Genomic DNA, 22977 nt, shown 5'->3' with positions numbered 1-22977 from the left:
GTCCGCGGCTGTCAGGCGACCGTCGCGTCGACCGTGACGTCGACGTTGCCCCGCGTGGCGTTGGAGTACGGGCAGACCTGGTGCGCGGCGGCGACGAGGGCGTCGGCGGTGGCCTGGTCGACGCCGCCGAGCTCGGCGTGCAGCGCGACCGTCAGCGCGAAGCCGCCCTCGGGCGTCGGGTGCAGGGAGACCTCGGCCACGACCGCGGAGTCGCTCACGGTGGCCCGCTCGCGCCGCGCGACGAGCTTCAGCGCGGAGTGGAAGCACGCGGCGTACCCCGCGGCGAAGAGCTGCTCGGGGTTCGTGGCGCCGCCGGCGCCGCCCATCTCCTTCGGGATCGCGAGGTCGACGTCGAGGATCCCGTCGTCGGAGCGGGACCGCCCGTCCCGTCCCTCGCCGGTCGCGGTGGCGACCGCCGTGTAGATCGCGCTCATGGTGTGTCCTCTCGGTAGAGTTACTAGTTCGTCTACTAGATCATGCGGCGACCGTCGCCGCAAGCAAGGGCCCGGTGCCGGGCCGGACGTGAGAGGTTGGGCAGATGGAGACCAGCGCGCCGGAGGAGACGGCCACCGGACCGGCCGGGCGGGCGGTCGGGCACGGCCGCGGGCGGGTGCGCGAGCGGATCGTCGAGGCGGGGAGCGGGCTCTTCTACGCGGAGGGCATCCGTGCCGTGAGCGCGGACAAGGTCATCGCCGCGGCCGGCGTGTCGAAGGTCACCTTCTACCGGCACTTCCCGACGAAGGACGACCTGGTCGTCGCCTACCTCGGGGAGCTCGCGGCCGCCGAGCGCGAGCGGCTGGAGGAGATCCGGTCGCAGCACGCGGGCGACGCGGCCGGGGCCCTCGCGGCGCTCGCCGGGGCGCTCGGCGAGGTGGCGCGGGGCGACCGGTTCCGCGGCTGCGCGTTCGTCAACGCCGGGGCCGAGTTCGCCGACCCCGCACACCCCGTCCGGCGCGCGGTCGCCGACCATCGCGCCTGGTACGCGGCCTTCCTCGCCGCCGTCGCCCGCGACGGCGGCGCCGACGACCCCGCGGCCGCGGCCGCCGAGCTGATGATGCTCCGCGACGGGGCGATGGTGTGCGGGGACGTGGACGACGCGAGCGTCGTGGCGCCGCGCCTCGCCGCGGGCTTCGCCGCGGTCCTGGCCGCCCACCGGGGGTGACCGCCCGGGCGTCGGGCGGCAGTCGAGCAGGTGTGTCGAGCAGGTGTGTCGAGCAGGTTCGGGGGGACCTGAGAGAATCGAGCACCATGAGCACCGAACGCCGCGGCGGGAGCCGCCGCACCAGCCGTCCGCAGGGTCCCGCTGCGCAGCGCCCCCGCAAGGCCGCACCCCGTCGCCCCGCACCGCGCTCGGGCGAGCCCGACCGTGACGTCCACGTCGCCGACGGCGTCCGCCTGCAGAAGGTGCTCGCCCAGGCGGGCCTGGGCTCGCGCCGCAAGTGCGAGGAGCTCATCGCCGAGGGCCACGTCGAGGTGGACGGCGTCCTCGTCACGGAGCTCGGCGTGCGCGTCGACCCCGCCACCGCCGCCGTGCACGTGGACGGCATGCGCGTGCAGCTCGACACCTCGAAGATCACCCTCGCGCTGAACAAGCCGCTCGGCGTGGTCTCCACGATGAGCGACCCCGAGGGCCGCCCCACGCTCGCCGACCTGGTCAAGGACCGGTCGGAGCGGTTGTTCCACGTCGGCCGGCTCGACGCCGACAGCGAGGGCCTGCTGCTCCTCACGAACGACGGCGAGCTCGCGAACCGGCTCGCGCACCCCCGGTACGAGATCCGCAAGACGTACCTCGTCACCGTGACGGGCGGCGAGTTCTACCCCCGCCACGCGAAGCAGCTCACCGACGGCGTCGAGCTCGAGGACGGCCTCGCGCGCGCCGACAAGGTCCGCGTGGTGGACTCGGTGCCCGGCGAGACCATGATCGAGGTGGTGCTGCACGAGGGCCGCAACCGGATCGTGCGGCGCATGCTCGAGGCCGTCGGCTTCCCGGTGACGCGCCTGGTGCGGACCCGGATCGGCCCCATCGCCCTCGGCGACCTGCGAGTCGGGCGCTCGCGGGTGCTCGGGCGCACCGAGCTCGGCACCCTCATGCGCGACGTCGACATGTGACGCCGTCGCACCAACCTGCGTCGTCCCAGCAGTTCGAGCAGCACCCGTAGTCCCGCAGTCCCGCGCGGCAGAACCGCGCGACAACAGAAGGTGAGCACACGTGGTCGTCATCGCCGTCGACGGTCCCTCCGGGTCCGGCAAGTCCAGCGTCTCCAAGGCGGTGGCGGCCCGGCTGGGGCTCGCCTACCTCGACACCGGGGCGATGTACCGGGCCGCGACGCTGTGGTGCGTCGACGGCGGCACGGACCTCGCCGACCAGGCCGCGGTGGCCGACGCCGTGCGCGCCATGCCGCTCGAGATGGGCGTCGACCCGGCGGCCCCGACGGTGCACCTCGGCGGTCGCGACGTCGCCGCGGCGATCCGCACCACCGAGGTCTCCACCGCCGTCTCGCAGGTGGCCACCAACCTCGAGGTGCGCGCCGAGCTCCGACGCCGGCAGCGCGCCGTCATCGAGACCGAGGGCGCGCCGGGCGGCTTCTCGGGCGGCAAGGGCATCGTCGCTGAGGGGCGCGACATCACGACCGTGGTCGCGCCCGACGCCGACGCCCGCGTGCTCCTGACCGCCAGCGAGGAGGCGCGCCTGCGCCGCCGCTCCCTCGAGGTGCACGGCGCGGCCGACGAGTCGGCCGTCGAGGCGACGCGCGACCAGGTGCTGCGCCGCGACCGCGACGACTCCACCGTCAGCCAGTTCCAGGTCGCCGCCGACGGCGTCGTCACCGTCGACTCCTCCGACCTCGACTTCGACCAGACGGTCGACGCCGTGCTCGCGGTCGTCGCGCAGGTCACCGCCTGACGCGCCGCCGCGACGGCTGCGCGACGCCGCGCCGGACGCGGTGACGCGGGTCTCGTTCGTGACACGTCGCTCGGCCTGGGAGAATGGTGCGCATGACCACTCCCGCCGACGGCTCCGTGCCTGCTGCCGAGCCCACCGACGAGCCCACCGCCCCGCCTGCGCCCGGTGTCGCCGCGGCGCCCGCGGACCGTGCGGACACCGAGGGCCGTGACGCCGTGGCGGAGGTCCTCGAGTCCGACGGCGACGACGAGGCGCGCGAGCGCGCGCTGCGCGTCGGCCTGGAGGACTTCGAGCTCGACGAGGCCGACCGCGCGCTGCTGGACGCCGAGTGGGACGAGGAGGGCTTCGGCCCGGGCGAGGCGCCGCTGCCGGTGCTCGCCGTCGTCGGGCGCCCCAACGTCGGCAAGTCGACCCTCGTCAACCGCATCCTCGGCCGCCGCGAGGCCGTCGTGGAGGACACCCCGGGCGTCACGCGCGACCGCGTGAGCTACCCCGGTGAGTGGGCCGGCCGCGACTTCACCCTCGTGGACACCGGTGGCTGGGAGGTCGACGTCGCCGGCATCGAGTCGAAGGTCGCCGAGCAGGCAGAGGTCGCCGTCGAGCTGGCCGACGCGGTCATCTTCGTCGTCGACTCCACGGTGGGCGCGACGTCGACCGACGAGCGCGTCGTGGAGCTGCTGCGCCGCTCGGGCAAGCCCGTCGTGCTGGCCGCCAACAAGGTGGACGGGCCGTCGGGCGAGGCGGACGCCGCCTACCTGTGGTCGCTCGGCCTGGGCGAGCCGCACCCCGTGTCCGCGCTGCACGGCCGCGGCACCGGCGACCTGCTGGACGCCGCGATGAAGGTGCTGCCCGAGGTCTCCGAGCACGGGGAGCTGCGGCCCGCCGGCCCGCGCCGGGTGGCCCTCGTGGGCCGCCCGAACGTCGGCAAGTCCTCGCTGCTGAACAAGATCGCCGGGGCCGAGCGCGTCGTCGTCGACGAGACCGCGGGCACCACGCGCGACCCGGTCGACGAGCTCGTGGAGATCAAGGGCGTGCCGTACTGGTTCGTCGACACGGCCGGCATCCGCCGCCGCGTGCACCAGACGCGCGGCGCCGACTTCTACGCGTCGCTGCGCACGCAGGCGGCGATCGAGAAGGCCGAGGTCGCCGTCGTGCTGGTCGACGCCTCGGAGCCGATGACCGAGCAGGACACGCGCGTCATCTCCCAGGCCGTCGACGCCGGCCGGGCGCTCGTCATCGCGTACAACAAGTGGGACCTCATGGACGACGACCGTCGCCCGTACCTCGAGCGCGAGATCGAGCGGGACCTGGTGCAGGTGCAGTGGGCGCCGCGCGTCAACGTCTCCGCCCGCACGGGCTGGCACACCGACAAGCTGACGCGCGCGCTCGAGACGTCGCTCGAGTCGTGGGACACCCGCATCCCCACCGGCCGCCTCAACGCCTTCCTCGGCGAGCTGGTGGCCGCCCACCCCCACCCGCTGCGGGGCGGCAAGCAGCCGCGCATCCTGTTCGGCACGCAGGCCTCGACCCGCCCGCCGCGGTTCGTCATCTTCGCGACCGGGTTCCTCGAGGCGGGCTACCGCCGGTTCATCGAGCGCCGCCTGCGCGAGACCTTCGGGTTCGAGGGGTCGCCCATCGAGATCAGCGTCCGCGTGCGGGAGAAGCGGCGCCGATGAGCCGCCGATGAGCTGCCGATGAGCGCTGCCCCGCTGGCCCGCCGGGGCCGCCTGCTGCGCCTGGGCGTGGCGCGCGACACGTCCGCGGTGCGCCACCTGGTGACGTTCCTGGTGGTCGCGGTGGCGACGGTGCTCGTGACCCGGTTCCTCCTCGCCGCGTCCGGCTACCCGCAGGTGGGCGGCGGCGGTCTGCACGTGGCGCACGTGCTCTGGGGCGGTCTCGGCATGGCGCTCGCGGTGGTGGTTCTGCTCTCCTGGGTGGGGCCGGCGCCGCGGTCGCTCGGCGCGGTGCTGGGCGGCGTCGGCTTCGGGCTGTTCGTCGACGAGATCGGCAAGTTCGTCACCTCGGACAACGACTACTTCTACGAGCCGACGGCGGCGCTCATCTACGCGGTCGTCGTCGTGCTCGTGCTGCTCGTGGAGGCCCTGCACGGGAGGCGGTCGCACCACCCGGCCGAGTACCTCGCGGTGGCGACCGACCGTGCCGTGGCCGGGGTGGCGGGCGGCTTCACCGACGCGGAGCGCGAGGAGGCGCGGGCGCTCGTGGAGCGGGGCCGCGGCGAGCCCGCCGCCGACGAGGTGGCCGCGCTCGTCGAGGCCGTGCCCGCGGACGCGGTCGCCGTGCCGGACCCCGTGCGGGCGCTGGTCGTCCGGGTGTCGGCGTGGTTCGCCGACGCGATGGAGCACCGCTGGGCGGCCGCGGTCGTGACGGTGGCGGTGCTCGGCACCAGCGCGGGGTCGGTCGTGGTGGCGCTGCGGGTGCTGCTCGGCGGGGTCGCGGTCCCGACCTGGGTCGGCGTCGGCATCGTCGCGGCTGTCGCCGTGACGGTGGCGTGCGTCGTGCGGGCGCTCGTCGTCGGCCCGCGCGACCATCGCGCGGGCGCGGTGTGGGTGCGCCGGGGCGTCCTCGTCAGCCTGCTGGTCACCCAGCTCCTCGCGTTCCGCGCGGTGCAGTGGGTGGCCGTGGCGGGGCTGGCGGTCGACCTCCTCGTGCTCGTCGCCCTCGGGGTCGCCCTGGGGCGGGACGACGAGCGACGCTCCGTCCGGCCGCGGGCGCGCTGAGCGCCGTCGCGCGGACGCACGGGCCCGACGGAGCGACGGCCGGCCCGTGAGACGTCCGCCACTCGGGCTTGCCAGGTGGTCGCGGAGCGTGGCACGGTCGGCGGTGACGAGCGAAAAGCTCGCGTGCTCTGGGGTCGGTGAAATTCCGAGCCGGCGGTGAAAGTCCGCGACCCGGTCACAGCCTGTGACCGGTTGACCAGGTGGAACTCCTGGACCGACGGTCAAAGTCCGGATGGGAAGCGCACGCGACGGCTCCCCGTCCGGTCCGTCCCCGGCCCTCGTGGCCGGCGTCGTCCGTCGTGACGACGTCCGGGACCGGAGGTGCGAGCACGTCCCGACCCCGCCTTCCTGCCCCGGGGTCCGCGACCGGACGACAGGGGCAGGACGCATGAGTGCCACGACGGCGGAGCGCGCCGCGATGCAGCGCGCGCTGGAGCTGGCCGGGCAGGTGCCGGCCCGAGGACCCAACCCGCGCGTCGGGTGCGTGCTCCTCGACGCCGACGGCGCGACGATCGCGGAGGGTCTCCACCGTGGCGCGGGCACGCCCCACGCCGAGGTCGAGGCGCTGCGCCGCGCGACCGAGTCCCGCGGCCCGGGCGCCGCGCGCGGGGCCACCGCCGTCGTCACGCTCGAGCCCTGCAACCACCACGGGCGCACCGGGCCGTGCGTGGCCGCGCTCCTGGAGGCGGGGGTCGCGCGGGTCGTGCACGCCCAGCACGACCCCAACCCGGCGGCGTCGGGGGGTGCCGCGCGCCTGCGTGCCGCAGGCGTGGAGGTGGTCGGCGGCGTCCTGGCGGACGAGGCCCGCGCCCTCAACGCCACCTGGACGCGCGCGCTGGAGCTCGGCCGTCCCGTGGTCACCTGGAAGGTCGCGAGCACGCTCGACGGACGTTCCGCGGCCGCTGACGGCACCTCGCGCTGGATCACCGGGCGGGCCGCGCGGCACGACGTGCACCGGCTGCGGGCCGGGGTCGACGCCGTCGTCGTCGGCACCGGCACCGCGCTCACCGACGACCCCGACCTCACCGTGCGGCACGTCCCGCTGACGGGGCAGCAGCCGGACCGGGTCGTCGTCGGGCTGCGGGACCTGCCCGCGTCGTCCCGGCTCGCGCGGGCCGCGGCCGCCGGGGAGGCGGTGATGCACCTGCGCACCCACGACCCGCACGAGGTGCTGGACCTGCTCTGGTACCGCGAGCACCGGCACGTGCTGCTCGAGGGCGGTCCCGCCCTCGCCGCCGCCTTCTGGCGCGCCGGTCTCATCGACGACGTCGTCGCCTACGTCGCCCCCGTGCTGCTCGGCGTCGGCGCCTCCGCCGTCGCCGACCTCGGCATCGGGACCATCGCGGACGCCGCGCGCCTCGACCTCCTCGACGTCGCCGTCCTGCCCCGGGACCCGGACGACCCCACCGACATCCCCACCGTGCGGCTGGCCCTGCGGCCGCGGAAGGAGCACTGAGCCATGTTCACCGGAATCGTGGAGGAGCTCGGCGCCGTCGTGGCCGTGCGCGAGCACGCGGACGGCGCCCGTCTCACCGTCGCGGCCGAGAGGGTGCTCGACGGCGTCCGGCTCGGCGACTCGATCGCCGTCGACGGCTGCTGCCTGACCGTCGCGGAGACGGGGGAGCACGACGGTCGTGCCACCTGGACGGCCGACCTCATGGCGGAGACCCTGGCCCGCACGAGCCTCGGCGGGCGGCGTGCCGGCGACCCGGTCAACCTCGAGCGGGCGCTCGCGGCCGACGGGCGGTTCGGCGGGCACGTCGTGCAGGGGCACGTCGACGGCGTCGGCACGGTGCTCGCGCGCACGCCGGGCACGCAGTGGGAGGTCGTCGAGATCGCGCTGCCCCCGGAGCTGGCGCGGTACGTCGTGGCGCAGGGCTCGATCGCCGTCGACGGTGTGAGCCTCACCGTGGTGGACGCGCGGGACGACGCGTTCACCGTGAGCCTCATCCCCGAGACGCGGGCGCGCACGACGCTCGGCGCCCGCGCCGTGGGGGAGCAGGTCAACCTCGAGGTCGACGTGCTGAGCAAGTACGTCGAGCGGCACCTGGCGTCCGGCACCGCGCACGGCTTCGCGGCTGCGGCGGGAGCGGTGCGGTGAGCGCCGTCGGGCGGGTCGAGCGGGCGATCGCGGACGTCGCGGCCGGGCGCCCCGTCGTCGTCGCGGACGACGCCGACCGCGAGAACGAGGGCGACCTCATCCTGGCCGCGGACGCCGCGACGCCCGAGCTCATGGGGTTCCTGGTGCGGCACACCAGCGGCCTCGTGTGCGTGGGCGTGGCGGGCGCGCAGCTCGACCGGCTCGGCCTGCCGCTCATGGTCGAGGCGAACCAGGACGCCTACCGCACGGCCTACACGGTGACGGTCGACGCCGCCACGGGCGTCTCGACCGGGATCTCCGGCACCGACCGGGCCCGCACCGCGCGCCTGCTCGCCGACCCGGCGACCGGGCCCGCGGACCTCACGAGGCCCGGGCACGTGCTGCCGCTCCGGGCCCGTCCCGGCGGCGTCCTGGAGCGGCGCGGGCACACCGAGGCGGCCGTCGACCTCGCGCGCCTCGCCGGGCGGGGCGAGGCCGGCGTGCTCGCCGAGCTGGTGCACGACGACGGCACGATGATGCGGCTGCCCGCGCTGCGGGAGTTCGCGGCCGAGCACGGGCTCACGCTGATCAGCGTGGCCGACCTCGTCGCCTACCGGCGGGCGACCGAGCTGCTCGTCGAGCGCGTCGCCGTCACGACCCTGCCCACCCGGCACGGCGACCTCACCGCCGTGGCCTACCGGGACACCCGCTCGGGCGACGAGCACGTCGCGCTGGTGGCAGGGGCCCTGGACGCCCTGGCCGCCCCCGAGCACGGCCCCGTGCTGACGAGGGTGCACTCCGAGTGCCTCACGGGGGACGCGTTCGGCAGCCTGCGGTGCGACTGCGGGCCGCAGCTCGACGAGTCGCTGCGGCGGATCGCCGAGGCCGGCCGAGGTGTCGTCGTCTACCTGCGCGGGCACGAGGGACGGGGGATCGGGCTGGCCGCCAAGCTCGCCGCCTACGCCCTGCAGGACGTCGGGCGCGACACCGTCGACGCCAACCTCGACCAGGGGCTGCCCGCCGACGCCCGCGACTACACCGCCGCCGCGCACGTGCTGAGGGACCTGGGCGTCCCGGCCGTGCGCCTGCTGACCAACAACCCCGCCAAGGTCGACGGCCTCGTCGCCGGGGGAGCGGACGTCGTCGAGCGGCTGCCCCTCACCCTGCCCGCCCACCCGCGCACGCTCGGCTACCTGCGCACCAAGCGCGACCGCATGGGGCACGACCTGCCCCACCTGACCGACGTCCCGCACGACACCGGAGGAACGATGCACGACGCCCCGACTCTCCCTTCGACTCTCCCCGCGACCCGGCCCGCCCCGACGGCCGCCGGAGCCGCCCGATGAGCGGCGCCGGCGCCCCGACCGCGGCGCCCGTCGACTGCTCCGACCTGCGCGTCGCCGTCGTCGCGGCGAGCTGGCACCAGGTGGTCATGGACGGGCTGCTCGACGGCGCGCTGCGCGCGTGCGCCGACCACCGGGTCGGCGACCCCCGGGTCGTGCGCGTGCCCGGTTCGTTCGAGCTGCCCGTCGCCGCCCAGGCGCTCGCGGAGGCCGGGTACGACGCCGTCGTCGCCCTGGGCGTCGTGATCCGCGGCGGCACCCCGCACTTCGACTACGTGTGCGCCGCCGCGACCGACGGGCTGAGCCGGGTGGCCCTCGACCACACCGTCCCCGTGGGGTTCGGGCTCCTGACGTGCGACGACGAGCAGCAGGCCCTCGACCGCGCCGGGCTGGACGGCTCGCACGAGGACAAGGGGTACGAGGCCGCCGCCGCGGCGCTGGCCACCGCGCGCGTCCTCGGCGACGTCCGGGCGACACCCGTCGGCGGTGCTCGCGTCGATGCAGGAGCAGTGTCTGACCTGGGGTAGTATTTCGGTCGGCCCTGCGGGGTGGCACCACGGTGTCACGTGCGGGGTCGACGGGCTGTGGCGCAGCTTGGTAGCGCACTTGACTGGGGGTCAAGGGGTCGCAGGTTCAAATCCTGTCAGCCCGACCGTGAAACGCCAGGTCAGACGGTTGTCTGGCCTGGCGTTTCGTTGTTCCCAGACGGGAGGACAGCCACGTGGACAGCCACGCCTCAACCGGACAGCCCGAGGTGTGCCGAGAGCAGTTCCACGGCGTCCCGTGACGCTTCCTCGGATACGTGCCCGTACAGGTCCACAGTCGTGGTGATCGACTTGTGCCCGGCGGTGCGCGAGACGACGGACAGCGGGACGCCTGCCACGGCCATGGCCGTGAGTGCGGTGTGCCGCAGCGTGTGGAGCGAACCCCCGACGTCAGCGCGACCGGCGAGCGATTCGAACGCCCGCGAGACGTTACGTGGGTCCAGGGGGGTGCCGCCCTCGGTGGTGAGTACGTGGCCGGTGTCGATCCACGATGGCCCTGCCGCCAGCCGCTCGGCTGCTTGCTGCCGACGCTGAGCGCGCAAGGCCTCGGCAGCCGAGGCCGACAACGGGATAGTTCGCCAGCCGTTGGCGGTCTTGGGCGGCTGGGCGAGGTGAGCCTGACCGAGACCCCGGCGTTCGGCCTGGACGAGACTGGCGTCAAGCGCGTGGCTGACGTGCTCCGGTTCGCCTCCCAGGCGCTACGCCGCGAGCGTCACGACGAGCACGAGGTGCTTGCCCTGGACGCCGGAATACGCGCACGGGGCGGGGCCGCCAGCCGGGTGCAGACGAGGTATTACCCCACCGCTCAGATCACCGTGCGATAAACACCCTCAAGATCACCCTGCACGATCGCCACAGCCTGCCCGAAGCGTCACCACGCCCTGTGCCAGGATCAGGCGGTGACCAAGGACTTCCCCGACCCAGCGACAGACACCGATGCCTTTCTGCGCTGGCTCAGGGAGGGCGCGGCACAGGGCCGGGAGTTGGCCGCCGCCCGCCCCAGCCTGCGGGACGTCGCTCAACACCTCCTCGCGTTCGAGGAGGAGATGGTCGACGCGCTATGGGACGGGCGCGATACGGAGAAGTTCCGCATGCACCCGCTCGAACCGCACCGCTCGGCACCGGGCGACATCGCTGGGACGCCCCACCTCAACCCGAACGGCGCACTCACCAACGAGGTCGCAGACGGGTACGTCACGGCAACCCGGGACCACCTGGGCGGGATCGGCTCGCTTGCGGCTGTGGACGGGTCGAGGCGTTCTCTACTCGTGCTCGCGCGGACACTTCTGGACGTTTCGACGCGTGCGGCGTACTTGCTGGAGCCCGACATCGATGACATGGAGCGCACCCGGCGCGCGTTCAACTTCCTGATGGACGCGATCCGTGAGGAGATCGCCGACGGAGACGACTCAACAGGGTTGCTGGAACGGCAGGCCGAGCTGCGGGCAGCGGCAGAGGCGGACGGCTTCGAGTTCGCAACGAAGCGGAACAAGGCGGGAAACCCGGTGCCAGATCGAAACGTGCTCGCCCCGCGCGTCGATCCCCGAAAGGTCCGGGGGGAGTTCCTGGGCGACGTCGAGTTTGCGTGGCGCGCGCTCTCCTCTGTGACCCATGGTCAGGAGCGCGAGGTGCTGCGTTTCGCGCTGGGACTGGGGCCTGTCAGCCCTGGAGTACACGGCGACTCGTACTCGTTGGTCTGGCTGGCCACGTCCGTCGAGTCGGCGGCGGTTGCGGCCGCTCATGCAGCGGACTACTACGGGGCCCAACTCGACGAGCTGCTGATCCAGAGGGTTCGCGAAGTGCTGTGGGCCGCTGCGGGTATGCGCGACGACGCCGTGCGCCGTCGGCTCGGGTTCGATAGTTAGCGTGTGTGAGCGAAGACGGGGCTGCTCGACTGGTTCCGCTTGCTGCGTGGCCCTCGCGTTTTTTGAGGCCGGGGCCCTGGACGACCCCGTGCCACAGAACTTGTCGCCGCAAGTAAAGGGGAGGCAAGCGTTCTGGCCGGGTCCAGCCGGGAGGCCTAGAGGGGCAAACCATTGGCCACGGATCGGAGCCGAGGCGGGCTTTCACCCGTCGCCCGCCGCGCCATCCCTTCGCCTGGCCTGGATCATGGGCGCGGTGGACACCGGGCTCACCATCCTCACCTCCGGCCTCGTGGCGGCGGTCGTCACTTGGCTGTTGAACCTGTGGCGAGACAAGCACGCTGCCGACGAGGCCCGCCGCGAAAAGCATCGTGACCGTGTGGTCGCGGCAGTGGCCGACTTCCTCGCCGCCGACCACGCTAGATACGTACTCGACGTCGAACTGACGAAGGCCTGGGACGACGTCCAGCGTGGGGCCGACGAGGTAGAGAGCCGACCCGACTACAACCGTGGGAATCCCCCACCCGCATACAAGTCCCGCGCCGAGAGCACCATCGAAGAAAAGCGGCCGCTGCTCACCGCGCGGACGATGGAAACCGATCAGGCCGCTGCGCGGGTGGACCTTCTGGACGACGTTCTCGGTGGGCTCGCCCGCAAGGTCGCCGCCGCCCACCCATCACCGGCCTACCCTCCGTCGCCAGAGCCGCGCCCCGACAAGCACGCCGCCGCACTCGACAGGCTCAAACTTGCGACGCGTGAGGTGCTGGACCTAGCCAACGGATGACCCGTTTGGGGCGACAACGCCGTGGGTTCTAGGCGGCTGGCTGGACAGCCACGTGGACAGCCACGCACCCCCGAGCGCGTCGTTTCGCGGGATTGCCAATTGCTGCAGGTCGCGCGCGTTCCCGCAGGTCAGGCCGTGATCGCGGTTTCGTCGTGCTTCCTGCGATTCGTGCTCGGAATAACTGGGGGTCAAGGGGTCGCAGGTTCAAATCCTGTCAGCCCGACCAGCACACGAACGAGAGGCTCGGACCGGAGACGGTCCGAGCCTCTCGCCGTTCGGGTCGATCGGCACTGCGGTCCTTGTCGGTTCCGCGCCCGACGGTCCTCCCATGGGACGGCAACGCCGATACAGCGACGATCAGCTCGGCCGTCGCGAGCGCACGGTCATGGCGGCGGGCCATTCGAGAGCTCAGGATGTCGGCCACGTCGGCGGGCTGCACGCGATCCACGTGGGCTCGTACGCCCGGTACAGGCTGCCGACCCTCGCGCCCGACGGACCTGCTGCCGACGTGTCCTGACCCCGCCACCGGACGAACGCGTCTGCGGCCCCGTGCGTCGCCCCCCGGGCGACCCGGTCCGCTGCGGGCGACGATGGCCACGAGACGGGACACGATGCGGCAAGGGCGAGCACGCCTCAGTCACGTCGCATCGACACGACGACGAGGGGAAACACGACATGTGCACGGGAATCCGGTTCTCCGACGGTCACGGCAGCGTCTACCTCGCACGAAACCTCGACTGGACGACCGGCTATGGGCAGCAGGTGGTGATGACGCCCACCGGGTTCGCGCCGAGGTCGCCGTTCGGTGCCGTGCCCGACATCAAGCACGCCACCATCGGCATGGGCATCGTGGAGGAGGCCACGCCGCTCTACTTCGACTGCGGGAACGCCGCGGGGCTGGCGGTCGCGGGGCTCAACTTCCCGGGATACGCGGCCTACGCCCCCGCCCCGGTGGACGGCGCCCACAACGTCGCCGCGTTCGAGTTCCCCCTGTGGGTCTGCTCGCAGTTCGCGAGCGTGGACGAGGTCGAGGCCGCGCTCGCGGACGTGGTGATCGTCGACCGGCCGATCAACGACAAGTTCCCCAGCTCGCTGCTCCACTGGATCGTCGCCGACGGCACGCGGGCGATCGTGGTGGAGCACACGAGCGACGGCATGCACGTGTTCGACGACGACGTCGACGTGCTGACGAACCAACCCGGGTTCGCCTGGCACCACGAGAACCTGCGCAACTACCTCAACACCTCGCCGGAGTTTCCTCAGGACGTCACGCTGGGCAGGGCGCTCCTCGGCCCGTTCGGGTCGGGTTCGCACATGCGCGGGATCCCCGGCGACTACTACTCGCCGTCCCGGTTCGTCCGCGCGGCGTACGTCAACGCGCACTACCCCGGCAGGGAGAGCGAGGCGGAGAACGTCAGCCGCGCCTTCCATACCCTGCAGCAGGTGGCGATGGTCGACGGCTGCGCCGCGATGGGCTCGGGCGAGTTCGAGATCACGATCTACACGGGGCTCTTCTCCTCCCAGACCTCGACGTACTACTGGAACACCTACGACGACCCGGCGATCCGCAGCGTCGCGATGGCCGACCATCCGGCCGACGGCTCGGACCTGGTCCTGGCGTAGCGCGACGTGGACGAGGTCGAGGCCGCGCTCGCGGGCACGCACCGGGCATGATGGACGCGTGCCCGACGACCCTCACTCCGGCCTGCGCGTGACGGCGGCCCTCGTCGTCCCCGAGCGGGAGCTGTCCTGGCGGTTCTCGCGCTCGTCGGGTCCGGGCGGTCAGGGCGTGAACACGGCGGACTCGCGCGTCGAGCTGTCGTGGGACGTGGGGGAGTCGAGGTCGCTCACGGAGGCGCAGCGCGCGCGGGTCCTCGAGCACCTGGCGGGCCGTGCCGTGCGCGGGGTCGTGACGGTCGCGGCCTCCCAGCACCGCGCCCAGCTGCGCAACCGGGAGGTCGCCCGGACCCGTCTCGCGGCGCTCGTCGCCGAGGCGCTCGCGCCGCCGGGGCCGCGCCGCCGCCCGACGCGGCCGACCCGCGGGTCGGCGCAGCGGCGCATCGACGCGAAGAAGCGTCGTGCGGGCGTCAAGCGGATGCGGCGCCCGCCGCTGGACTGAACCGGCGGACCGCGGCGGTCGTCAGGCGCCGCGGTCCGGAGCTCCCATGTCCCCCGTGGCGGGCACGCCGTCGGCGAGGCCGTAGTGGAGGTACACGGTGCCGCTGGGGCCGGCGGCAGGGGGCTCGAGCAGCCGGAGGTTCGTCGGCACCTCCCCGCCGTCGAACACCTTCTTCCCGACGCCCAGGACGATGGGGTGGACCCAGAGGTCGATGCGGTCGAACAGCTTCTCGTGCAGGAGGGTCTGCACGAGGTTCAGGCTGCCGACGACCCTGACGTGCTCGTGGCGGTCGCGGATCTCCCGCACGGCGGCGGGCAGGTCCGGGCCGAGCTGGGTGGAGCCCGCCCAGGAGAGGTCGGGGGTGCCGCGGGAGGCCACGTACTTCGGGATGCTGTTGAAGAGGGTCGCGATGTCGCCGTCCTGGCCGCCGCCGCTCTGGTGCGGCCAGTACGCGGCGAAGATGTCGTAGGTCCGCCGGCCCAGCAGGAGCGCGTCCGTCCCCTCGCCGTAGGCGGCGTCGATCTGCTCCCCGGCGACCTCGTCGATCAGCGGGGCCTGCCAGCCCCCGAACGGGAAGCCCTGCGGGTCCTCGTCGGGGCCGCCCGGCGCCTGGGCGACCAGGTCCAGGGTGGCGAACAGCTCGAGGTGGATGAGTCCCATGGTGTCCTCCGGAAGGTCGTCCGGCCCACATGGTCGGCCGGCTCACGGGAAGGACCTCCCGGGTCGGAGGAACTCATCGGCGCAGAAACCTTCCACTGTGAGGTTTTGGGGGTAGGCTCGTCCACGGCTTCCGGCGCGGTGCGACGTACTTCTGTACGGGCATCGACGGAAGTCGGACCGCCGACCACGCGAAGGAGCCCCAGATGCCCATCACGTCCGTGCAGCTGTACTCGCTGCGGGATGCCATCGCCGCCGACCTGGACGCCGCCGTCGCGCGCGTGCGCGAGATCGGGTACGAGCACGTCGAGCCGTACGCGTTCGTCGAGCGCGCCGCCGACTTCGAGCGTGCCTTCGCCGCCACGGGTCTCGCCGCGCCGTCCGGCCACGCCGCCGTCATCGACGTCGCCGAGCCCGACGTCGTCTTCGAGGCCGCCGCCCGCCTCGGGATCGGGATCGTCATCGACCCGTTCGTCCCGACCGAGCGGTGGCAGACGGCGGACGACGCGAAGAAGCTCGCCGAGCGCGTCAACGAGCTGACGGCCCGGGCGGCGGGCCACGGCCTGCGCTTCGGCTACCACAACCACCAGTGGGAGTTCACCAACAAGGTCGACGGGCGCCCGGTGTTCGAGATCTTCGCCGAGCACCTCGACCCCGAGGCCGTCCTCGAGGTCGACACCTTCTGGGCCACCGTCGGCGGCGCCGACGCGCCCTCCGTGCTCAAGACGCTCGGCGACCGCGTCGTCGCCATCCACGTCAAGGACGGGGAGGTGTCCGGCGACATCGCGACCGTGCTGCCCTCCAGCGAGAGCGCGCTCGAGGTGCCGCCCGCCCTCAAGGCCGCGTACGAGAACCAGGTGCCCGCCGGGCAGGGCGACGTCGACGTGCCGGCGATCCTCGCCGCCGCGCCGCAGGCCATCCGCGTCGTGGAGTTCGACTCCTACGCGGGTGACGTCTTCGAGGGCGTCGCCGCGTCCCTCGCCTGGCTGCAGGAGAACGACAGGTGAGCCGCGTCGGTGTCGGCATCATCGGTGCCGGGAACATCTCCACGCAGTACCTCGAGAACCTCACGAAGTTCGCCGACGTCGAGGTCCGCATGGTCGCCGACGTGCTGCTCGACCGGGCCGGCGCGCAGGCGGAGGCCTACGGCGTCCCGGCGTCGGGCACGGTGGAGGAGCTGCTGGCCCGCGACGACATCGAGATCGTCGTCAACCTGACGATCCCGGCGGTGCACGCCGAGGTCGGGCACCAGATCGTCGCCGCCGGCAAGCACGTGTGGAGCGAGAAGCCGATCGCGACCGACCACGCGTCCGCCGCCGCCCTGCTGGCCGCCGCCGAGGCGAAGGGGCTGCGCGTCGCGTGCGCCCCGGACACCGTGCTCGGCGCGGGCATCCAGTCCGCGCTGCGCGCCATCGCCCGCGGGGACATCGGCGAGCCCCTGACGGCGACGACGATGTTCCACGTCCCGGGCCCCGAGGCATGGCACCCGGACCCCGACTTCCTGTACGCGACGGGCGCGGGCCCGCTGTTCGACATGGGGCCCTACTACGTCACGACGCTCGTGCACGCGCTGGGGGCGGCGTCCCGCGTCCAGGCGGTGTCGTCGAAGTCGCTCGAGAAGCGCACGATCGCGTCCGGCCCGCGTGCCGGCGCGACGTTCCCCGTCGAGGTGCCGACCCACCACGCGGCGCTGATCCAGTTCCGCGGCGGGCAGTCGGCGCAGTCGACGTTCTCGTTCCAGCACGCCCTGCCGCGCGCCGGGTTCGTCGAGATCAACGGCACGACGGGCACGATCGTGCTGCCCGACCCGAACGTGTTCGACGGCGACTCCACCCTGTGGCGCTACGGGCAGGACGAGCCCGAGACCGTCCCCGCCACCGGATCCACCTGGGGCCGCGGCACCGGCGTCGTCGAGCTGGCCCGCGCGATCCGGGAGGGGCGGCCCGAGCGGGCGTCCGGTGCCGTCGCGCTGCACGTGCTCGACGTGCTCCTCGCGATCCGCGACGCCGCGGAGTCCGGGACGGCGATCGACGTCGCGTCCACGGTCGACGCGCCGCCGCCGCTGGCGGAGGACTTCGACCCGGCGGCGTCGACCTTCTGACCTCGCCGTCACGCCGAGGGGCCGGGTCCTGCGGGACCCGGCCCCTCGTCGCGTCAGACCTCCGGCGGGGGCGGCACCAGCCGCTCGAGCAGCTCGAGCACGCGCGCGCCGTCCACGGCGTCGGGGTCGAGCAGCCACTGCACCTGGATGCCGTCGGACGCGGCGATCGCCAGCGCGGCGAGGTCCCCGGCGTCGACGGCGGGGTCGATGCGGCCCGCCTCCTGGTCGGCGCGGACCTGGTCGGACAGCTCGGCCCGCAGGCGGGCGAAGCGCTCGCGGAAGAACTCGCGCGTCACCGGATGGCCCGCGCCCGCGGCGTCGCCGGCGAGGGTCGTGTAGAGCTGGACGAGGCCGGGCACCTCGCGGTTGAGGACGGCGCTCTCGCGCATCCCGCCGACCGCCGAGGACGGCGGCCCGCCGGCGTCGCTCCGCTGGACCTCGTGCTCGTGGTAGACGGCGACGAGCAGGTCGTCGCGCGACGGGAAATAGTGCCGCAGCGTGGCGTGCGAGACGCCGACCGCGTCGGCGACGGACCGCAGCGACGACGCGTCGACCCCGTGCTCCGCGACCATCCGGAGCACCTGGTCCAGGATCTGTGCCCGGCGCGCCGCCCCCTTCGCGTAGCCGCGCCGGGGCGCCTCGTCGTCTGCCCCGCCCGGTCCGCCCACGCCGCCAACCTACCCGGCGTGGGCGACCGGCCGTCGGGCCGGCCGACAGGCCCCGAACCGTCAGAAGTCGAAGTCGTCGATGTTGTCCTTGTTGAACCGGTAGGGGTCGCCGAGCAGCACGGTCGCGTCGGCGTCGACGGTGAAGTCGCCGAGCTTGCCGGCGGTGAAGGAGTCGCCCTCGGCCCCGGTGATGGTGCCCTCGACCATGGCGTCCGCCGCGAACGCGGCGAGGTACCCGAGGTCCTCCGGGTTCCAGAGCGCGAACTCGGTGACCGTGCCGTCCTTGACGTACTCGCGCATCTGGTTCGGCGTCCCCAGGCCGGTGACGGCGACCTTGCCCTTCGCGTCCGACGTCGACACGTACCGGGCCGCCGCGGCGATGCCCACGGTGGTGGGCGAGATGATGCCCTTGAGGTCCGGGTGCGACTGCAGCAGCGCCGCCGTCTTGTCGAACGAGGTCTGGTCGTCGTCGTTGCCGTAGACGGTGTCGACCAGGGTGATGTCCGGGTGGTTGTCGGCCAGGTCCTTCTCCATGAGCTCGATCCACGCGTTCTGGTTCGTGGCGTTCGCGCTGGCGGAGAGGATGGCGACCTCGCCGGCGTCGCCGATCTGCTCGGCGATCATGTCGACCTGTACCTCGGCGATGCCCTCGGCAGAGGCCTGGTTGACGAACAGGTCACGGCACGCGGGGTCGGTGTCGGAGTCGAAGGTCACGACCTTCGTGCCGGCCTGCCGGGCCTCGTCGAGCGCGTCGCAGATCGCCTTCGGGTCGTTGGCCGACACGATGAGCGCCTGGGTGCCCTGCTGGGCCGCGGTGTTGATGAAGGGCACCTGCGCGTCGGGCGTGGCGGTGTCCGGCCCGACCTCCGAGAAGGAGCCGCCGAACTCGTCCGTGGCGGCCTTCGCACCCTTCGTGCTGGTGTCGAAGTAGGGGTTGCCGAGGTTCTTCGGCAGCATGACGACCGACACGTCGCCGCCCCCGCCGCCGCCGCTCTCACCGCCGCCCCCGCCGCCGTCGTCGCCCCCGGAGGAGCATCCGGCGAGGGCCAGGGCCGCGGTCATCGCGAGGGCCGCGAGGGCGGCCGACCGCTGGTTCGTGAGCTTCATCGTTCTTCCTTTCCGACGGGCCGCAGGGTGGTCGGGCGTCGACGCCGGACGATCCAGGCGGTGACGCTCGGGGAGATCACCGACAGCACGAGGAGCGCGCCGATGATGATGTTGATGACGTTGACGGTGACGCTCTCCAGCCGCAGGGCGCTCGAGACGACGCCGATGAGCAGCACGCCGGCGAGCACCCCGTGCAGCGCGCCCCGGCCGCCGAAGATCGACACGCCGCCGAGCAGGACGGCCGCGACCACCTGCAGCTCCATGCCCGTGGCGTTGTCGCCGCGCGCGCTGCCGTAGCGGAGGGTGAAGAACACCCCCGCGAAGGCGGCGACCGCGCCGGTGAGGACGAAGAGCAGGAGCTTGGTCCGGGCCACGCCCACGCCGCTGAACCGCGCGGTGTCGGGGCTGAGGCCGATGTCGTAGACCCCGCGGCCGAACGGCGTGAAGTGCAGCAGGACGACGAAGACGGCGGCCAGCACGACGATCGGCACCAGGACCACCGGGAGCTGGGTGTCCCCGAGCCGGGCGGTCGCGAGGTCCGTCCAGCGCTCGGGGAAGTCCGTGACGGCCTTGGTGCCCAGCAGCCCCACGGCGACGCCGCGGTACAGGGCGAGCGTGCCGATCGTCACGGCGAGCGAGGGCAGCCCGACGAACGCGACGAGGAAGCCGTTGAGGGCGCCGCACGCCACGCCCACGAGCAGCGCGGTACCGGCGGCGGCCGGCACCGACCAGCCCGCCTCGACCAGGAGGCCGACGGTCACGCTGGAGAGCCCCACCACGGAGGCGACCGACAGGTCGATCTCGCCGGTGATGATCACGAGCGTCATCGGCAGCGCGATGAGCAGGATCGGCGCGGTGTCCAGCACGAGGTAGGGGAGCGTCAGCGGGCTGCGGAAGTTGTCCACGTACTGGAGCGAGAGCGCGACGACCACCACGAGCAGGACGATGATCCCCGCCTCGCGGGTGAGCAGGGCGCGCTGCCACCAGGGTCGGGCGTGGGCGGCGTACGTGCGCCCGGCCTGCTCGGGGCGTCCCGGGGCCGTCATCGGGCGTCCCTCGCGCGGACGAGGCGGCGGGCCGTGCGGTTCGCGAGCAGCCGGTCGAGCACGATCGCGCCGATGATCAGGACGCCGACCACGGCCTGCTGCCAGAAGTCGGGGATGCCGAGGATCGGCAGGGCGCGGTTGATCGTGACGAGCAGGACGGCGCCCAGGGCGGCGCCCCAGACGGTGCCGCTGCCGCCGAAGATGGCGACCCCGCCGATGACCGCGGCGGCGACCGCCTGCAGCTCCGTGCCGAGGCCCGCCCCGGAGCTGATCGTGCCGTAGCGGGCCGCGAACATGATCCCGGCGAGCCCGGCCAGCGCGCCCGAGAGCACGAACGCGCCGATCACCCGGCGGCGGACGGGCAGCCCGTACAGCACCGCGGCCTCGGGCTCGGACCCGATCGCGTACAGCTCGCGGCCGCCGCGGGCCGTGTGCAGGTAATAGCCCACGGCGGCGAGCACGACGAGCGCGACCACCGCCAGGACGGGCACCGTCAGCACGGTCCGCGTCCCGAGGGCGAGGAACGTGCCGGGCAGGTCGGACGCGTTGACCCGGTCGCTGCCGGCCCAGGTGAGGACGACGCCCCGGTACACGTACAGCGTGCCGAGGGTGATCACGAGGGCGGGCACGCGCCCGAGGCCCACGAGCAGCCCGTTCACGAGGCCGAGAGCGGCGCCCGCGAGCATGGCCACGAGGAACACCACCGGCACCGGGAGGTCCGGGTTGGCGATGAACAGCCGCCCGCTGAGGTAGGCGGTGAGCGCCAGGATCGAGCCCACCGACAGGTCGACGTTGCGGGTGATGATCACGACCGCCTGGCCCACCGCGAGCACCACCAGCACCGACGGCGTGAGGAGCAGGTCGCGCCAGCTGTTCGGGCTGAGCAGGAAGCTGTCGTTCGCGGCGGTCGCGGCCGCGATCACGGCGAGCAGGACGAGCGCGATGGCGAGCTCGCGGGAGCGGCGCACCGTGCGCCAGGCGCGACGGGCGGGGGAGAGGCGGCTGGGCTCCACCAGCTGCTCGGTCACGGCTGGTGCTCCAGGGTCGCGGTGGCGGCGTGCATGACGCCCTCGGGGGTGGCCTCGTCGCGCGACAGGTCGGCGGTGACGCGGCCCTCCGCGACGACGAGCACGCGGTCGGCCATGCCGAGCACCTCCGGCAGCTCCGAGGAGATCATGAGGATCGCCATGCCCTGCCCGGCGAGCTCCGAGAGCAGGCGGTGCACCTCGGCCTTGGTCCCGACGTCGATGCCGCGCGTGGGCTCGTCGATGATGAGCAGGGTCGGCGTGGTCGCGAGCCACTTGGCGATCACGACCTTCTGCTGGTTCCCGCCGCTCATCGTGCTGCCGTGCATGTCCAGCGCGTTCGTCTTGACCTCCAGCCGCGACGCCCAGGGCGCGGCGGCGTCGCTCTCGCGCCGCGAGGTGAGCATCCCGAGCCGGGCGATCCGGGACCGGATCACGGCGGTGACGTTCCGTGCGACCGTCGAGTCCGTGACCAGGCCCTGCTGGCGGCGGTCCTCCGGGACCAGGGCCATCCCGGCCCGGACGGCCGCGCGCGGGCTGCGCGGAGGTACCGGGCGGCCGTCGAGCCGGACGCTGCCGGCGTCGTAGGGATCCACGCCGAACACCGCCCGGGCGATCTCGCTGCGGCCCGCGCCGACGAGCCCGGCGAGGGCGACGATCTCCCCGGCCCGGACGTCGAACGACACGTCGTGGAAAACGCCCGCGCGCTGCAGGCCGCGGACCTCCAGCCGGACGTCGCCGATCGGCGCGGGGACCTTCGGGTACAGGTCGTCGACGGTGCGGCCGACCATGTGCGTCACGACCTCGGTGACCGTGGTGGCGTCGACCGCCGCGGTGGCGACGTACTCGCCGTCGCGCAGCACGGTCACCGCGTCGCACAGGTCGAAGACCTCGTCGAGGCGGTGGGAGATGAACACCAGGGCCCGGCCCTCGTCGCGCAGACCGCGGGCGACCTGGAACAGCCGGCGCACCTCGTGCCCGGACAGCGCCGCGGTGGGCTCGTCCATGACGAGCACGCTCGCGTCGAGGGAGATGGCCTTGGCGATCTCGATGATCTGCTGGTCGGCGATCGACAGGCCCTCCGCGGGGCGCAGGGGGTCGAGGGAGACGCCGAGCCGGGCGAACAGCGCGGCGGCGTCGTCGCGCATCGCCCGGCGGTCGACCCGGCGTCCGGTCCGCAGCGGGTGACGGCCCATGAAGATGTTCTCCATGACGCTGAGGTCCGGGAACAGGGTGGGCTCCTGGTAGATCACCGCGACCCCCGCCGCCCTCGCCTCGGCCGTGGTGGTGAAGTCGACGTCGTGCCCGTGCAGCCGGAACGTGCCCGCGTCGCGGCGGTACAGGCCGGACAGGATCTTCACCAGGGTCGACTTGCCGGCGCCGTTCTCGCCGACGAGGGCGTGGATCGACCCGGCGTCGACGCTCAGCGCGCCGGAGCGCAGCGCGACGACGGGTCCGAACGACTTGCGCACGTCCCGCAGCTCGAGCACGGGCCCCTCGGGTGGGCTCGCCATGGGCCACTCCCTCCGACGTCGTTGTCGCGAGCGATGCCTAAAAACGATTCAAAGTGCCTGCCACAGCACGCTATTCGCCCCGGTGCGCAGCGTCAACGCGCCGCTGCGGATCGTGTCGATGTCGTGACACCGGGTCCCGCCCGCCCCCGCCGGGCACGACGACGGCCGCCCTCCCGGGGCGGCCGCCGTCGCCGGGGGTGTCAGCGGAGCGAGCCGGGGCTCCACTCCGGGACGGAACCGGGCGCCGGGACGCCCGCGCCGGTGAGCTCGTCGCAGCGCACGAGCTGGTCGTCGACGCGCTCCAGGGCGCAGCCGGGGGGCGAGGTGGTCGGTCCGGCGCCGATCTCGTCGGCGCCGGCCGGTGCGGGCAGGAGCACGGCGGCGACGATCAGGCCGACGACGATCAGGCCGGCGGGCACGGCCGGGGCGAGGCGATGGGTGGACATGACGGGCCTCCAGGGGGTAGCGGCAGAAGGTGCCGTTGCC

At 73.5% G+C, this 22977-nt stretch carries 25 protein-coding genes, 1 tRNA gene and 1 riboswitch; of the genes, 16 read left to right on the top strand and 10 right to left on the bottom strand.

Annotation, left to right across the window (positions count from 1 at the left end; genetic code table 11):
* Positions 1-11: 11 nt before the first annotated feature.
* Positions 12-434 carry an organic hydroperoxide resistance protein gene (locus tag ACFQ8Y_RS11500; protein WP_430585530.1) on the bottom strand — a complete coding sequence of 141 codons (423 nt, stop codon included), beginning with the start codon at positions 432-434 and terminating at the stop codon, positions 12-14.
* Positions 435-538: 104 nt separating this feature from the next.
* Between ACFQ8Y_RS11500 and ACFQ8Y_RS11495 the strand changes: the two genes are divergently transcribed.
* From ACFQ8Y_RS11495 to ACFQ8Y_RS11450, 10 genes are all read left to right on the top strand, one after another.
* Positions 539-1162: a TetR/AcrR family transcriptional regulator gene (locus ACFQ8Y_RS11495; protein WP_430585529.1), complete on the top strand. Its 624-nt coding sequence runs from the start codon at positions 539-541 to the stop codon at positions 1160-1162.
* Positions 1163-1248: 86 nt separating this feature from the next.
* On the top strand, positions 1249-2109 hold the full coding sequence (locus ACFQ8Y_RS11490; protein ID WP_430551980.1) for a pseudouridine synthase: 861 nt from the start codon (positions 1249-1251) through the stop codon (positions 2107-2109).
* Positions 2110-2209: 100 nt separating this feature from the next.
* The gene (gene cmk, locus ACFQ8Y_RS11485; protein WP_430551979.1) at positions 2210-2902 is read left to right on the top strand and encodes a (d)CMP kinase; all 693 of its coding nucleotides are present in this window, start codon (positions 2210-2212) and stop codon (positions 2900-2902) included.
* Positions 2903-2994: 92 nt separating this feature from the next.
* Positions 2995-4578: a ribosome biogenesis GTPase Der gene (gene der, locus ACFQ8Y_RS11480; protein ID WP_430585528.1), complete on the top strand. Its 1584-nt coding sequence runs from the start codon at positions 2995-2997 to the stop codon at positions 4576-4578.
* Between the two features lie 18 nt (positions 4579-4596).
* Positions 4597-5640 carry a hypothetical protein gene (locus tag ACFQ8Y_RS11475; protein WP_430585527.1) on the top strand — a complete coding sequence of 348 codons (1044 nt, stop codon included), beginning with the start codon at positions 4597-4599 and terminating at the stop codon, positions 5638-5640.
* Positions 5641-5759: 119 nt separating this feature from the next.
* A riboswitch (FMN riboswitch) is annotated at positions 5760-5889 on the top strand.
* 139 nt (positions 5890-6028) lie between these two features.
* Complete coding sequence (ribD, locus tag ACFQ8Y_RS11470; RefSeq protein WP_430585526.1) at positions 6029-7096, top strand: bifunctional diaminohydroxyphosphoribosylaminopyrimidine deaminase/5-amino-6-(5-phosphoribosylamino)uracil reductase RibD; 1068 nt, start codon at positions 6029-6031, stop codon at positions 7094-7096.
* 3 nt (positions 7097-7099) lie between these two features.
* Positions 7100-7741 (top strand): riboflavin synthase, encoded by a 642-nt coding sequence (locus tag ACFQ8Y_RS11465; RefSeq protein WP_430585525.1) that lies wholly within the window; start codon positions 7100-7102, stop codon positions 7739-7741.
* Positions 7738-9066, top strand: a complete 1329-nt coding sequence (locus ACFQ8Y_RS11460; protein ID WP_430585524.1) for a bifunctional 3,4-dihydroxy-2-butanone-4-phosphate synthase/GTP cyclohydrolase II — start codon at positions 7738-7740, stop codon at positions 9064-9066. The genes ACFQ8Y_RS11465 and ACFQ8Y_RS11460 overlap by 4 nt, the downstream gene beginning before the upstream one ends.
* A complete protein-coding gene (gene ribH, locus ACFQ8Y_RS11455; protein ID WP_430585523.1) occupies positions 9063-9590 on the top strand; it encodes a 6,7-dimethyl-8-ribityllumazine synthase in 528 nt (175 codons plus the stop codon). The genes ACFQ8Y_RS11460 and ribH overlap by 4 nt, the downstream gene beginning before the upstream one ends.
* Before the next feature lie 51 nt (positions 9591-9641).
* Positions 9642-9715 (top strand) — tRNA-Pro (locus tag ACFQ8Y_RS11450).
* Between the two features lie 84 nt (positions 9716-9799).
* Here ACFQ8Y_RS11450 and ACFQ8Y_RS11445 read toward each other — a convergent pair.
* The gene (locus ACFQ8Y_RS11445; RefSeq protein WP_430585550.1) at positions 9800-10303 is read right to left on the bottom strand and encodes a tyrosine-type recombinase/integrase; all 504 of its coding nucleotides are present in this window, start codon (positions 10301-10303) and stop codon (positions 9800-9802) included.
* A gap of 204 nt (positions 10304-10507) precedes the next feature.
* On the opposite strand from ACFQ8Y_RS11445, the gene ACFQ8Y_RS11440 reads away from it, so the two are divergent.
* On the top strand, positions 10508-11473 hold the full coding sequence (locus ACFQ8Y_RS11440) for a hypothetical protein (protein WP_430585522.1): 966 nt from the start codon (positions 10508-10510) through the stop codon (positions 11471-11473).
* 253 nt (positions 11474-11726) lie between these two features.
* Positions 11727-12254 carry a hypothetical protein gene (locus ACFQ8Y_RS11435; RefSeq protein ID WP_430585521.1) on the top strand — a complete coding sequence of 176 codons (528 nt, stop codon included), beginning with the start codon at positions 11727-11729 and terminating at the stop codon, positions 12252-12254.
* A 214-nt stretch (positions 12255-12468) separates the two neighbouring features.
* Here the strand turns inward: ACFQ8Y_RS11435 and ACFQ8Y_RS11430 are convergent, their stop codons facing one another.
* Positions 12469-12702, bottom strand: a complete 234-nt coding sequence (locus tag ACFQ8Y_RS11430; protein ID WP_430585520.1) for a hypothetical protein — start codon at positions 12700-12702, stop codon at positions 12469-12471.
* 227 nt (positions 12703-12929) lie between these two features.
* On the opposite strand from ACFQ8Y_RS11430, the gene bsh reads away from it, so the two are divergent.
* Together bsh and arfB are read left to right on the top strand one after the other, a co-directional pair.
* Positions 12930-13877, top strand: coding sequence for a choloylglycine hydrolase (bsh, locus tag ACFQ8Y_RS11425; protein ID WP_430585519.1), 948 nt, complete (start codon positions 12930-12932; stop codon positions 13875-13877).
* 58 nt (positions 13878-13935) lie between these two features.
* Entirely contained in the window at positions 13936-14373 is a 438-nt protein-coding gene (gene arfB, locus ACFQ8Y_RS11420) for an alternative ribosome rescue aminoacyl-tRNA hydrolase ArfB (protein ID WP_430585518.1), read from the top strand.
* A gap of 21 nt (positions 14374-14394) precedes the next feature.
* Here arfB and ACFQ8Y_RS11415 read toward each other — a convergent pair whose 3' ends face one another.
* Positions 14395-15033: a dihydrofolate reductase family protein gene (locus ACFQ8Y_RS11415; protein ID WP_430562455.1), complete on the bottom strand. Its 639-nt coding sequence runs from the start codon at positions 15031-15033 to the stop codon at positions 14395-14397.
* A 203-nt stretch (positions 15034-15236) separates the two neighbouring features.
* Here ACFQ8Y_RS11415 and ACFQ8Y_RS11410 point away from each other — a divergent pair, with 203 nt between their 5' ends.
* Together ACFQ8Y_RS11410 and ACFQ8Y_RS11405 are read left to right on the top strand one after the other, a co-directional pair.
* Complete coding sequence (locus tag ACFQ8Y_RS11410) at positions 15237-16037, top strand: sugar phosphate isomerase/epimerase family protein (protein ID WP_430585517.1); 801 nt, start codon at positions 15237-15239, stop codon at positions 16035-16037.
* Positions 16034-17131 (top strand): Gfo/Idh/MocA family protein, encoded by a 1098-nt coding sequence (locus ACFQ8Y_RS11405; RefSeq protein WP_430585516.1) that lies wholly within the window; start codon positions 16034-16036, stop codon positions 17129-17131. Before ACFQ8Y_RS11410 ends, ACFQ8Y_RS11405 begins: the two co-directional genes overlap by 4 nt.
* A 53-nt stretch (positions 17132-17184) precedes the next feature.
* Here the strand turns inward: ACFQ8Y_RS11405 and ACFQ8Y_RS11400 are convergent, their stop codons facing one another.
* From ACFQ8Y_RS11400 to ACFQ8Y_RS11375, 6 genes are all read right to left on the bottom strand, one after another.
* Positions 17185-17799 (bottom strand): TetR/AcrR family transcriptional regulator, encoded by a 615-nt coding sequence (locus tag ACFQ8Y_RS11400; protein WP_430551966.1) that lies wholly within the window; start codon positions 17797-17799, stop codon positions 17185-17187.
* 60 nt (positions 17800-17859) lie between these two features.
* Positions 17860-18906: a rhamnose ABC transporter substrate-binding protein gene (gene rhaS, locus ACFQ8Y_RS11395; protein WP_430562458.1), complete on the bottom strand. Its 1047-nt coding sequence runs from the start codon at positions 18904-18906 to the stop codon at positions 17860-17862.
* Positions 18903-19952, bottom strand: coding sequence for an ABC transporter permease (locus ACFQ8Y_RS11390; protein WP_430551964.1), 1050 nt, complete (start codon positions 19950-19952; stop codon positions 18903-18905). Before ACFQ8Y_RS11390 ends, rhaS begins: the two co-directional genes overlap by 4 nt.
* The gene (locus ACFQ8Y_RS11385; RefSeq protein WP_430551963.1) at positions 19949-20980 is read right to left on the bottom strand and encodes an ABC transporter permease; all 1032 of its coding nucleotides are present in this window, start codon (positions 20978-20980) and stop codon (positions 19949-19951) included. Before ACFQ8Y_RS11385 ends, ACFQ8Y_RS11390 begins: the two co-directional genes overlap by 4 nt.
* Positions 20977-22491 carry a sugar ABC transporter ATP-binding protein gene (locus tag ACFQ8Y_RS11380; RefSeq protein ID WP_430551962.1) on the bottom strand — a complete coding sequence of 505 codons (1515 nt, stop codon included), beginning with the start codon at positions 22489-22491 and terminating at the stop codon, positions 20977-20979. The genes ACFQ8Y_RS11385 and ACFQ8Y_RS11380 overlap by 4 nt, the downstream gene beginning before the upstream one ends.
* Positions 22492-22691: 200 nt before the next feature.
* Entirely contained in the window at positions 22692-22937 is a 246-nt protein-coding gene (locus tag ACFQ8Y_RS11375) for a hypothetical protein (RefSeq protein ID WP_430585515.1), read from the bottom strand.
* Between the last annotated feature and the right edge of the window lie 40 nt (positions 22938-22977).

It is taken from the genome of Isoptericola sp. NPDC056605 (assembly GCF_042792795.1).
In the GTDB taxonomy this organism is placed as follows: Bacteria; Actinomycetota; Actinomycetes; order Actinomycetales; family Cellulomonadaceae; genus Isoptericola.
The sequence above is the reverse complement of the archived record's forward strand: the minus strand, read 5'-3'. Positions and strand labels throughout refer to the sequence as shown.